Raw genomic sequence first — 13,007 nt, 5'->3', positions numbered from 1 at the left:
GGACACAAACCGACAAGGAACGGCGGTTGTCATTCCGTTATCGGTACCCGCCGCGCTCCCGATGCTCAAAGCGATGTGCGCCGCCTTTAGCGTTCAAGGTTTTGCTGAACACGGTGGCACCGTTGATGTCTTTCAGCGCTACCGTCATCGCCTTGCTGCGGCGCTCTATCAGCACGTCGCCGAAAAACTGCAAACCGGCGTAGGGCGACAAGTTGACCTGGCCGGCCGGCGGGGCTTTGCTGAATACGACTTGCGGTCCGAAGGTTGCGTCGGTACTGTTGGGGCCAAAACTACCCGCGTTCAACGGCCCGGATACGAATTCCCAGAATGGGGCGAAATCGGTCGAGGCGGCCTTAGCCGGATCGTAATAATGCGCAGCCGCATAATGCACGTCGGCGGTTAACCAAACGACGTTGTCGATATGTCGGTGTTTGATGAAACTCAATAGGCGGGCAATCTCCAACTCGCGTCCGGCGGCAGAGCCGTCGTTGCCGTTGGCGATGGCTTCCCAGCGCGGATTACCCTCGGCGTCTTTTCCGTCGCCGATATTCAGGCCGATCGGCATGTCGGCGGAAATCACTTTCCACACCGCGTTCGAATCGTCCAATTCGCGCTCCAGCCAAGCCAATTGCCGCTCGCCTAAAAATGCCGTGACAGCACTTTGTTCGCTTTGCAAATTGGCAGTGTTAGGACCGCGGTAGCTACGCATATCCAAAACGAATACGTCCAGCAGCGGCCCGTAAGACAGTTTGCGGTAAATGCGTTCCGGTTCGTCCGCGCCGTGCGGGCGTAGCGGCGCGTATTCGTGGAAGGCTTGCGCGGCACGGGCCACCAGCAGCGGCACGTCTTTGACGCTATAGCGCGGATCGGCGCTCAAATCTTTGGCATCCGACCAATTGTTCACCACTTCGTGATCGTCCCATTGCCAGATCTGCGGCACCTCGGCGTTGAAACGCCGTACATTGTCGTCCAGCAAGTTATATTTGTAGCGGCCGCGAAACTCGGCCAAGGTTTCCGCGACTTTACTGACTTCAGGCGTCACCAGGTTATTCCAAATCCGCCCGTTTTCGGCAACTACCGAAGCCTGGATAGGACCGTCCGAATACACGCTGTCGCCGCTTTCGATGAAAAATTGCGGATGCACTTGCCGCATCGCTTCGTATATTTTCATGCCACCGAAATCCGGATTGATACCCCAACCCTGGCCACCGATGTCGCCGCCCCAAACGAAACGGATATCGTCGCGCGCGCCGATGCTGTGAAAATGTCCGGCAACCGGCTGGCTGAGGTTGCGCTGATTGGTTAAATCCTCGAACCAAACCTCCACGAATACGTCCGAACCCTCCGGCAACTCGGTCAAATCTTGGCGCGCGGTATAATCGGTTTCCGGCAACGCGTAGGGACCGCGTAGCGTTACCGCATCGCTAAACTGCTCGTCGAACGCATATTTGACCATCATCCGTGCCGGCCTATCGGTACGGCTCCAGATCACCGCCCGGCCCGGCGCCAGATCGCCGATTTGAATGCCCTGCTCCATTTGCGGAACGTCGTCGGCACCGGCCGCCAACGGCGCGGCCAGCGAAGCGGCTGCCAGCATCAGTGCCGCCCTCGTCGAAGCCTTAATCCTCTTCTTGCTACTGCATAACACCTTGCTGCGCATGTCGCCTCCCCCTCAATGTCAATGGAAGGCCGATTTTAGGCAGGCAGCCGTGACAACAGCGTGACCCGGCAATGACAGTTTGTAGACGGTGAACCGCCGACTTAGCGCGATTCAAACGCCCCGGATTCCAAACGGCGCAAGGCCTCCGCCGCTTCCGGCCGTGCCGGTTGCAGCCGGGCGAGCTCGCGCAAAAGAGTAATTGCGGCGCTTGAATCCCGGCTCGCCAACGCCATGGCCATATTCAGCAAAGGTGCGTAGGCCGGACGAAAGTCCGCGCTGGTGCGTAACACGGCCAGCAACGGTTCGCGCACTTGGGTCAGCATCGCCCCCGGATCGGCTAACGGCCTGACGTTGCGGCCGACTTGCAGGTAACGCTTTCCGGCCGACCAATACGCCGCCAACCGCAGCCGGTCGGAAGACTCGCTATCCTCCGTTTGGAGCAGCTCGCCGGGCTGCAACGACCATTCCTGCAGCAGCGTCAGCAGGCGGTCGCCGGGTTGCGAATCGGGTAAATAGGTAATGCGCGGCGCCCGATAGGCAACCACCGGCCGGTCGTCGGTATTGAGCGGGGCATTCCCGCTAAACCGGGCCAAGGCCGCAGGGCCCGCCTGGAAGCTGCCCAGCAAGGCCCATTCGTCTTCGAAGCCGTAATCCGCCGGCTCGACCCCGAAATCGTTAGCCGCCAAGCGTTGCCGGATCGCCGCTAAATCGAATCGGCGGCCGTCGTTGCGCGCCAGCAAACCCACAACCGGGGTTTGTAAACTATTGCTGGCCAACATTGCCCAACCGTGCGGATAAACCGCCAGAAACGTCGCCACGATGCTGCGCAAGGTATCGGCATCCAGCTGGTGTAGAGGCAACCATTGGCAGAACAGGCCGCCGGGCGCCAAGCGCTCCCGCACCGCCCGAAAATGCTCCAGGGTGTAAAGCGCGCCGGAACCGCTACGGGCCGGGTGAAAATTATCGGCAACCACCACATCGTACTGCCGGCGGCTGGTGCGGACAAACCGCCTGGCGTCGGCAATTTGCAGATGCAGCCGCGCCGGCGCGCCGCCGGCCGCTACATCCTGGAAAAACCGCGAGGCTTGAGCCACCTCGGGCAACAACTCCACCGCATCCACCTGCAGCGCGCGGTCCTCGGCGGCGGTCGCGGCGGTGACGCCGGTACCCAAGCCGAGAAACAGCGCGCGCTGCGGCGCAGGGTGCAACAGCAGCGGCAGCATGCCTTGCCGACCGTCCACCAACCCGGTCGCGCTGCTGCCTTCTTGCTGGCGGTTGTTGATTCTGAGCGTGACCACCCCGTCGGCATCTTCGACCACGCTGACCGCCGCCATCGCCCCTTCCCGGTAGCTGGCCAGCCGGCCGCCCGGCGCCAGCTCGACAAACCGCAACGGCGGCGCCCATAGCGCAACGGCCAAGATCAGCGCCAGCGGCCAGCACGCTAAGCGAGGCAACCGGCGCGCGCTAATGGCCGCCAGCACGGCGTAGCCTGCGGCGACGGCCAGCAGCGCGGCTTTGGCCCCGAAGGCCGGCGTCAGCCAGACTCCGAACACTGCCGGGGCGAACGCAGCCCCCAAAGTATTGGCGCCGATAGCCCGGCCGAAACCGGCCCCGCGTGCAGCCGCCCATCGGCTCAAATGGCTGAAAGCCGCCCCCATGCAAACGGTAGGCAAGCCGAAAGCGACCAACCCCAGCAAGGCTTCGGCGCCGATCGCGCCGGCCAAACTGCCCGCCATATTCCGCGCCGCCCAGACCTTGAGCGCATCCCCTGCGAACAAACCGGCCGTGCCGATCAAACACGCGCAGGCCAAGCCGGACAGTAATAGGCCGGCAACCCTGGCGAAAGCGGTCTCGCGCGGACGCATGCGCTGGTACACCGCCGCCCCGGCGGCGCTGCCGAGCAGATACACCGCCAACAACACGGCGAAGGTGTACACGGTGTCTTCGGCCAACTGGCTCACTACCCGCACCACCATGACTTCGTAACCGATGCCTAAAAAACCGCTCGCCGCCAATCCGAACAAAACCAAACCGAGCTCGTAGCGTTTATCCTGCGCCGGCAGGCCGTGACCAGCCAACGGCGCCGACAGCCAGCGCCATGCCGCCCAGGCACACACTGCGTTCAGCGCCACGCATAGCGCGGTCGTCGCCGTCAGTCCTAACTCCGGAACCAAGCAAAACGCGGCCGCCAGCACCCCGCACACCGCACCCAAGGTATTGGCCGCATACAGCCGCGCGATACAACGTTGACTGTGCTGCCAACCGGCAAGCACCCGTTCCATCGCCGGCAGCGTGGCCCCCATTGCCGCAGTGGCGGGCAACAGCAATAAAAAAGTGCCGCAAAACGCCACCGTCCATTGCCGGACCGCCGACGGTTGCCCGCCTGTCAAGCTCAGCATCCATTCGCTGTATGGCTGCATCGCTATGATCAACATTACCCCCCAAACGGCGATCACGGCTTCGCAAGCGGCATAGCAGCGCAACGGCTTGCGGCTGCGCTCTATGCCGGGCCCCAGCGCCAAAGCGCCCAAGGCCAAACCGCCGAAAAACGCCGCCAACACGGCCAGCACCGCCGCCGATTCGTGCCCCAGCCATAATGCGCATTGCTGGGTCCAGACGATTTGATAACCCAAACCGGCAAAGCCGGAGGCGAGCATCAGGATCAGCGAAATTCGCCGCGCCCCGGTTACCGAAGCCGAACCGACATCCGCATTCAGGCCGGATGCGCCGCCGGGCGCCGGATCGGTTGTCCGGACCGGCGCTAACATACCGCGGCGTCTTAACGGCCTAACGCGCATAACAACATGGCAATCAGCCCCGACAATGTAAAGTTTTGAAAGTTGGATCGACACCCCGTCGCGATTCCAACGCCTGTTCGCCGCGAGGCCGCCGCTCCCACCATGACTTCCATGGTAATTTTCACAATCATCTAAAGACCTCGGCATCAGCCGGCGAAGCGGATCGCGTAACCCCAGGAATCCAAACCGGCCGGAATTGCGTTCAAGGCCAGCGTGATACGCCGGGCTCCGGCATTGGGCGGCACCGCGTGCATCAAATAACTCGGAAACAGCACCAGATCGCCGGGAGACGGCGCGGGGCTGATCCACTTTTCGGCGTTGTACGGGCCGGTCGCCACGCCCGCGTGATCGTTTTTAAAACTGAAATCGACCCCGCCCGGCGACTTCATGAACACCGTGCGCGACGATGGATCGGCCGGGGTCAAATACACCACGCCGGAAATAAAGCTGTTGGCATGGTTGTGCATGGCTTGGTGGCCGCCGTTATCCAACACGTTGACCCACATTTCCTTGATGGACCAGCCCAAGCGCTCGCCGAACAACAGCGCGCCGAACTCGACCAGCTTAGGCGTTATCAACCCGGCCGCCTCCACGAGTAAAGGGCTGTCGCCCGGCTGCAACATGCGGGTATGCACCAAATTGGCGGAAGAATTGTTTTCCTCGGTGGCCAATGCGCTGAAATGCGCCGCCAAACCCTGCACTATCGCCTCCGGCACGCAGGCCGGAGCGCGCATCAACGGGGTCGGAAACAAACCGATCACTTCATCCATTTCGATTGCCTTAAAATCCGGTAACAAATAGGTTTCTTAATTTTTATGGCCGGGGCGATTAATTAGCCTGGAAAAATTGCCAATGATTCAGCCTTGCTCATGTTGCGGGACGCCGACAGAGGACTTGAATCGCGACTCGCGTCGCTCCTACAAAAGTTGCGGAGCGATGATCTTGATCTCGCCGGCATCAGTCTCAAGCAAAAATCGCCAAGGCCCGCTCCCAGGACCAATAAGCCGCCAGCGAGCCGATACCGTATAGCGCCGGCGTTCTGGCTAGCGCCCATTGCGGATGCGCGCGCGCAAACCGCCACAGTGTCCAAGCCAATGCCAGCACCGCCAGCTGGCCGATTTCCACGCCCAGATTAAAGGTCAGCAAGGCCGGCAATAAATGATGCTCGGGCAAGCCGATGTCCTGCAAGGCGCCGGCAAACCCCAGCCCGTGCACCAAGCCGAACAAAAACGCCAACACCCCCGGATAGCGGCGAGCCAAGGTCGGCCGGGTATGCAAGGCTTCGCCGGCTACCAACACGATGGACAAGGCGATACAGGCTTCCACCGGTGCCGAGCGCAACGTCAGCCACCCCAATGCGCTCAAGGCCAAGGTGGCGCTATGCGCCGCGGTGAAGGCGGTAACCGTCCAAATCAGCCGGCGTTCGAAGCCGACCAAAAACAGCAAACCGGCCACGAACAGCAAATGATCGACGCCGCTCAAGATGTGCTCGACACCCAGGCCGGTATAGACGGCGACAATCTCCGCCGCCCCGCGCGTGTCGTCCGCCCCGCCGAACAACTGCACGCCGGGCCGGCTCGCCGTCAGCGTATATACCCGGTCGCGGCCGTCCAGCCAATATACCTTGAGCAACGCGGCCGAATAACGCTCGCCTACGCCGTTGACCGTCAATTCGCCTTTCAAGCCCTCCGCGCCGCAATGCAGATTGTTTTCCGCGACATGACAACGGGCCGGCCATTGCACGCTGAGATCCTCGCTGACCGGGCGCTTTTCGCCCGAGCCCCATTGCCACAGAAATTCGCCGGGAGCCAACTCGCGCAATTGCAATTCCGCCATGCTCATTTCGTGCGCCGCTGCCGTGACGCTGAAAGCCGCGCACCAGCAAACCGCCCAAATTACTATCAAGCGCCTCATTCGCTGACCACCTCGAATTTGATCCGGTATTTCTTGGCCAACGCCCGTACCGCCGCGGTACGCTGTTCCGCCATGGTGGCGTCGGTCCAGTCTTGCAGCACGATTCCGCGCAAGGCTTGGAAATCCGCCGGTTTGGGCGGCGAGAGCCCTTCCAGCCTGATCGCCCGCCAGCCTTTGCCGGCGGGCAAGGCTTGCCAGGCGCCTGTCGGCGATTGCGCCAAAGCCGCGACGAAGTCGCTGCCGTAACTTTGCTCCAGGTTTGCCTGCGGCCGGCCTTTGAACACCCGCAAGCCGGCGTTGGCTTCGCCGGTTTCAGCCGAATTCAAGCGGGCCGCGAACGCCCGCACCGCGGCCTCCGAGTTGTCCCCGGACAACACCGCTTCCTGAAAATCGTAACGCGCCGGCTCGTCGTACTTGTTGCGATGGCTTTCGAACCAAGCGCGCAGCACCTCGTCGTCGTAAGCCGGCAATTTGGTGTTGGCGTCTATCACGCTCAAGGCCTTGAAAATCACGCGCTCCCTAATCGCATCGTCGCCCTTGTCCAACTGCATCGCCAAACCTTCCCGGTACAGCACTTCGTTATCCAGCCAGATTTGCTGCAAAGACGTCATTTCCTGCGGGCTGGGCTCGCGGCCGCTGGCGGTTTCGAACACGCCTTCGATTTCGTCGTCGACTTCGGTGGTAATCACTATGGTGTCGGGGTCGTCGCGCAAACCGACCACATAATGATCGATGCCGAACAAAGCGCCACCCAACAACAAAAAATGCAACAACGGTTCGCGCAGCCAACCGGGCGTGCGTAGCGTAGCCTCCGGCCGGGCGGAATCGGTGGCGGGTTTAGAATCGGCAATCGCCGAAATAGGTAAACTGGACATAGGACACATCGTAAAAATTAAATCCAAACAAGCAACCGAAAGCGCCGCAGGCCATAAACGTGCGGCGCTTCGAACTAACGTTCATGAAAAAGCGGCATCACCCCAGCAAATAAAAGTTTTTCTGTGGGAGCGACGCCCTCGTCGCTCCCACCATGACTTTCAGAGTAACGATTAACCGGATTTAAGCCGGTTCAAACTCAAACCGCCGCTTTGCGCCGGCCGGCAACACCCAACATCGCCAAGCCGGAGCCCAACAGCCAGGCCGCCGCCGGAACAGGTACCGCACTGACGTTATCCAACGCCACATAATTCACGCCGGCTTCGGTGAAGTCGAACGACAGCGCGGTGCCGCTGAAGTTAAACGTCGCCATGCTCCAGCTGTCGTAAGCGCTTGAGCTATTCGCCGCCAAATCGAAACTACCCAACAGCTCGCCGCTGCCGTTCAACCCCGAGTAGGCCTTGACCGCGCCGCTGACGTCGGACGGACTCGCGTAGTAAAAAGACAATGCAGCATCCACGCCGGCCGCGACGTTCATATAGGCGGTATCGTGCGCGTAAGCCGTGCCTTGCATGGACGGCGCATTGCTGTAATAAGTGAAATCGGCGTCGTTGGACAGGCCGGAGATATTGACGAAGGACACGCCCAGATCGGCACCGCCGCCGGAGCCGTCCGCCGCCGTACCGCCGTTGTAATAGTCGTCGACGTCGCCCGTGGCGTAGTCCCAGTCTTTTTCGAAATCCACCAGAAACGTGGTGGACGCGAACGCAGGCGACGCGGTAAACAGCGCCGCCGCAAGCAAACGTTTGCTAAACATATTCGATTCCTAATCAGTCGAGTTAATTGATTACTTCACGCCGGCCACGACGGTGGAACCGGCCACTTGCACGTAGATCGGGTTGCTGTAGAACCACAAATCCGCCCAGGCTGCCACGTCGTAAGCCAGCATTTTCCGGCCGTTGACCGTCGGCAAATGCGCCGGACAGCCGTCGATAGGCGCCGAACCTTCGGTATACGTGGCGCCGTTGTCCGGAACGTTGCTACCGGTGGTGGTGCACGGAATTTTCAGATTGGCGTTTTCGGCGATGGCATCGTTACCGCCGGATACGCTTGGATTAACCGCGGTGGCATTGGTGTGAATATCCGCCAAGGGGTTGCCGTCGGCATCGGTTTCGTAAGGTACCGACGGCGGCAAGTTGCTGCCGCGCAAGCGCACATATTGCGAAGCGCTTACCGCCGGAATCCGGTAAGTCATTTTCAAAAACTCGTTGCCGGCATCGGCCCAGCTGGCGTCGTTAAAGCTCATGATCACCGCAGCCGAAGTATTTTTCGCAGCCGCCGGTACCAAGCTCATATCCGGATTACTGACCCAGTTGTTCGGCCAAGCGCCGGCGTAATCTTCTGCGCCCGGCGTGCGGTAGCCCGTGACCATGCCGCGGATCAAATCGATATGATCCAGCTCAGGCGCATTCAAGGCTTGATCTATACCGACCTGCAACAAAGACGGGTTGGGGAAGGAATAAGGCGAGTAGTTGTGCCCGTCAGGATCGCGCACCACGACGGAGACGACGATTTCCGCACCTTTACGCACCACCAGTTTCTCGCCCATGGTGGCACAACCGGATTTGTCGACGTCGGTGTTTTGTTTAGCCGCGGCAATCGCCAACGCTTCCACGGCCGCATTAGGCCGGTAGCCCGGGCCGGGATAAGAGGCGCAAGCGATGAAACCCAAGCGGTCGATCAATTGGCCGCTGGTGGCGAAGCTGTTACCGCTGCGCAGACCGTCTACGATGCTTTGCGGACGCAGCTTGTCGTTGCCGTTGCGCACCATCACGTAATCGCGTTGGTATTCGCCGGGGTAAAAGTCTTGGGTGGTACGGCGGTCGTCGGGGCCGAAGCTGCCGCGGTTATGCCAGTCCGAGCTGGCGAAAAACCAGAAATTGCGTCCCTCGCCCAATAAAGCGTCCCACACGCCGCCGACTTGCGCGCCGTACACCCCGGTGCCGCCCCAGGTGGTGCCGCCGGCCGAATCGACGTTGGTACCGCCGATATTGTTGCGGCGGATGGTGTATTCGCCGCGCGCGTCCGATGCGCCGTGGCCGGGTTGGGTTTCCATGCCGAAGACGATGTTAGGCGCAATGTTGTTGAAGTTACGCAAATGTTCGACGTTGAAACCGTTGTTGCCGTTCGGATTGAACGGACCGGCGCGCTCCAAGTGGGCGGGCGCGTAGTAACTGGTGTTCGGGTGGAAGGCCGCCATCCATTTCAAGGCTTCCAGCGTTTTGGCGTGCCCCCGCTCGCCGGCACCGCTGCCGCTGGCGGGCATCAGTTTTTGCGCGGTGCTGTTCCAGTTGGGATCGGCCTCGTTCAAGCTGCCCGGAACCGAGCAATTCCAGTTGTTGCCCTCGCTGGAACCCACCGTAGTATTGCCGCGCCCGGTATCGGTATCGTTACGGTCGAAGCAATATTCCCATTGAGCCAAGGCATTGGCGTCGCCCAACGCCACATAACCGGCAGAACCCGGCAATTGCGCGTTATCCAGCTCGGCCGGAATTTGTCCGGTAATCACCGACATGGAGGTATGCTCGTGGCCTGGAACCACTGTTTCCACACCTATGAACAACGGCAAATCCTTTTGGGCGTTCAGGTACTCCACGATCGGGTACTGAAATTCCTGAAGCGACTGCCAGCGCCACATTCTTTGATTGGGGGCCGAACCGGACACCAAACCTTTAGGCTGAACCGCAGGATTGCTGCTCTGCCAGGTGGTGGTCGGGCCTTGCAGCTCGCCGCTGCCGGAATACACCAAAGGATAAGCCGGAGTTTCCAGACTGGCGTCTTCCGCCAGGGTACAGTTGCGGTTGCCGCTGCCGCCGTGGCCGGCTTGTACGAACCAATCCAGGCCCCAAGGCGTATCGATTTTATCGGTAGACTTCTTGACCAGCTTCTGCATCGAAATCGAACCGTCCGAGCAAGTGGTATGGTTGTGGAAGTCACCGGAGACGTATTGGCCCTGCGCCTTACCTGCTGCCGTGGCGGCGACCGGAGTTGCCGCCAACGTACCGCCGCCGATGGCGGCGGCGACGGCCAAGGCAACCTGGTTCTTTCTGAACGCGGTTTGCATATCACGATTCCTCTGAGTAATTGTTAGGATAGTTTTTAGTCGCATGATTCCTTTGCGGGCGACACTCAATCCGTTACGCAATTACTATCAAGGCAGTGTTACAAGGTCTTTACTATAAAAAAATTTAGCGGTGCTTCACAAATTGAATTCATAAGCGCCGGGCCTAAACGCGAGATTCAAGCCATTTGCCGGCAGCGTAAAATTCGGTCAGAAATTCGTCCGGAGAGAAAAAGCGCGAGCGAAACCGACCAAGCCGAACCGCATTTAACTAGCTTTCATTCTGCGCGGCAGCGACCTGCCGGTTGAGCAACTCCGTAGTAGAAATTGCTGCCATATATTCGGCCTCTGTTATACCTCATACGCTAAGCGTTTTTGTGCTCGGTAAAGCCGACAAAATAGCCCTTAGAGCTTTATTTACCGATTCAGAGTGGGTGAAAATGGCCGCCACATCTAAGGTCAACCCGATGCTTTCGATGCTTTCGTCTCGAACCGCCTAACCATCATGAAACTGGTGCATCGCCCCGGCAAATGAAAGCCAGTTTGGTAGAAGCGACGCATAGTCGCGATGAGAGGCCTTGCAAATCGCGACTATGCGTCGGTCCTACCAAGACGTTCTGAGGATTGAAGTTTTTCGGTGGGAGCGACGCTCCCACCATGACTTTCAGAGTAAGAGTATATGCACCAATTTTATGTACAGCCCGTTTAACAAGCATGCAACCTATGCATGATGTCGATGAAATCTTGCAGGCTTTGCCCTTGCGCATCCTCGAAACTGTCCGGCAGGGTTTGCAGCGCTTGAATTCTATCGACCCGGAAATTGCGGAAATCGCCGCGCAGCTCGCACCAACCGACCAGCGTCCACACGCTGCCCCAAAAATACAAGCCCAACGGTTTGATCACGCGCCGGCTGACCTGATTGTCGGCCCGGCAATAATCCATCCGCAACAAGCGCTTTTGATCGATGGCCTTACGGCAGGCATCCAGGTAAACGTCCAAATCGGCGCGCGTGCCGAAACGCAAGGCAAACAGCTTGCTGCTATCGATGTTGTGCTGCAGATCGCCGGGGATCACCGCGCTGATCTTATCCAGCGCGGACTGCACCGCATGTCCCAATTCCTGCCCTGCCCAGCTTTTAGCCAAACGCGCCGCTACGGCCAAGGCCTGAATCTCGTCGGCATTGAACATAATCGGCGGAATGTCCAGACTGTGCCGCAAGCGGTAACCCACGCCCGCCTCGCCTTCTACCGGTACGCCGGACAGGCTGAGGTCTTGGATGTCGCGGTAAATGGTACGCTCGGAAACTTCCAGCCGTTCGGCCAAGGCCTTGGCGGTAATCTGCCGTTTGTTACGCAGGATTTGGACGATTTGAAACAAGCGGTCGGCGCGGCGCATGGGTAAAAAGGCGGCCGGTTAAGGCCGCCTGCAGAGTCGGTCAAGCGGGAGAATATAAACCGACCCGGTTTCCTTCGCTATCTAAAAACAGCGCGAAATAACCGCAATCGCCGTCGTGTATCGGCGTTTTCGGCACCAACACACTGCCGCCTTGGCTAACAGCCCTGTCCAACGGTGCGCTCAAATCCGCGCCGCCGTTGAAATAAACCACGGCGCCGGTTTGACTGGGCTGGTAACCATCGCCCAAGACCAACATGCCGCTGACCGCGCCGTCCTCGGCACTGAAGATCGCCATCTGAAAATGGTCCATGGCCTCGTCTTTGAATTCCGCCGCCAACACTTCGCGGTAAAACGCTTTGGCGCGCGCTATGTCGGTGACCGGAAGTTCAAACCAAGTGGCTATATTGTTATTCATCGGATACTCCGTTGCGTGTTAAGGAACGGCTATGTTAAGCGGCGCCTCCTGACAGCGTGATGTCAGTAGCCTGAATCCGGTTGAAATTTTTTCTGACGATTCAGCCATTCCGGTAGGAGCGGTGCGCGTCGCAAATTGCAGCATCGAATCGCGACTTGCATCGCTCCCACTATCAATATCCGCATGCGGCATCAACCCCGTCATCAATTACCGGAGTTGTTATCGCCGAACAGACGCAGCCAAAACCAAACTTCAAATGCGGCGCCGAACGCAAAACCTAAATTACCGGCCGCGCTATAACCAGCCGCATAGCAGGCCAGAGCAAGCAAGAAAATAATCGCTGTAAAAAAATGCCGTTTCAACGCTGCGTAGTTCCAATTTGTCCACGGACAGGGCTGGAGCCACTTGAGATCCAGCACTTTGATTAAACCGGGTTTCAATGCAAGCCACTCCAGACTCAATTAGGGTTTCGCTAAAAATAACGTCCCGAAATGACTCTTCCTGCCTAACCGTTCGTGCTGAGCTCAGTCGAAGCACAAACGGTTAGGCTTGGCGTATGTTCGTATTTTCCCGTCCATTCTTCGACAAGCTCAGAATGAACGGGAAAATCCTTGTAACCTGAAACAGGGAATTATTTTTAACCATATCCTTTGCTGCGTAATCGGCCATTTCGATGCCAGCATCCCTTCGGTTACGCTTCCGGTAGTCTCCGGAAGGGCTTTCCCAACTTCGGGTGCGAGTCATCCGGATAGGCTTTATACGGGATTACAGCACATTTTGACTCATGCGCCGTTATAGAAACACTAACCTTCTGAAACAAGGCCAAGCAAA

The 13,007-nt window shown here is 59.1% G+C and carries 9 protein-coding genes; all 9 read right to left on the bottom strand.

Annotated elements, in window-relative coordinates:
• Positions 1–37: 37 nt before the first annotated feature.
• The 9 genes from F1E05_RS06590 to F1E05_RS06550 all read right to left on the bottom strand — a co-directional run bounded on the left by F1E05_RS06590 (position 38) and on the right by F1E05_RS06550 (position 12,176).
• On the bottom strand, positions 38–1,597 hold the full coding sequence (locus F1E05_RS06590; RefSeq protein WP_197737419.1) for an alkaline phosphatase D family protein: 1,560 nt from the start codon (positions 1,595–1,597) through the stop codon (positions 38–40).
• Positions 1,598–1,761: 164 nt separating this feature from the next.
• Positions 1,762–4,428 (bottom strand): fused MFS/spermidine synthase, encoded by a 2,667-nt coding sequence (locus tag F1E05_RS06585; RefSeq protein WP_150047535.1) that lies wholly within the window; start codon positions 4,426–4,428, stop codon positions 1,762–1,764.
• Between the two features lie 176 nt (positions 4,429–4,604).
• Positions 4,605–5,228 (bottom strand): putative 2OG-Fe(II) oxygenase, encoded by a 624-nt coding sequence (locus F1E05_RS06580; protein WP_150047534.1) that lies wholly within the window; start codon positions 5,226–5,228, stop codon positions 4,605–4,607.
• 193 nt (positions 5,229–5,421) lie between these two features.
• The gene (locus tag F1E05_RS06575) at positions 5,422–6,372 is read right to left on the bottom strand and encodes a HupE/UreJ family protein (protein WP_150047533.1); all 951 of its coding nucleotides are present in this window, start codon (positions 6,370–6,372) and stop codon (positions 5,422–5,424) included.
• A complete protein-coding gene (locus F1E05_RS06570; RefSeq protein ID WP_150047532.1) occupies positions 6,369–7,247 on the bottom strand; it encodes a peptidyl-prolyl cis-trans isomerase in 879 nt (292 codons plus the stop codon). Before F1E05_RS06570 ends, F1E05_RS06575 begins: the two co-directional genes overlap by 4 nt.
• Before the next feature lie 197 nt (positions 7,248–7,444).
• Positions 7,445–8,062, bottom strand: a complete 618-nt coding sequence (locus F1E05_RS20400; RefSeq protein WP_197737418.1) for a VPLPA-CTERM sorting domain-containing protein — start codon at positions 8,060–8,062, stop codon at positions 7,445–7,447.
• Between the two features lie 30 nt (positions 8,063–8,092).
• A complete protein-coding gene (locus tag F1E05_RS06560) occupies positions 8,093–10,369 on the bottom strand; it encodes a CehA/McbA family metallohydrolase domain-containing protein (RefSeq protein WP_150047531.1) in 2,277 nt (758 codons plus the stop codon).
• 702 nt (positions 10,370–11,071) lie between these two features.
• Positions 11,072–11,761, bottom strand: a complete 690-nt coding sequence (locus F1E05_RS06555; protein WP_150047530.1) for a helix-turn-helix transcriptional regulator — start codon at positions 11,759–11,761, stop codon at positions 11,072–11,074.
• Positions 11,762–11,801: 40 nt separating this feature from the next.
• Entirely contained in the window at positions 11,802–12,176 is a 375-nt protein-coding gene (locus tag F1E05_RS06550) for a VOC family protein (protein WP_150047529.1), read from the bottom strand.
• Between the last annotated feature and the right edge of the window lie 831 nt (positions 12,177–13,007).

Source organism: Methylomonas rhizoryzae (assembly GCF_008632455.1).
GTDB lineage: Bacteria > Pseudomonadota > Gammaproteobacteria > Methylococcales > Methylomonadaceae > Methylomonas > Methylomonas rhizoryzae.
This window is presented reverse-complemented; position numbering and strand designations above follow the sequence as displayed.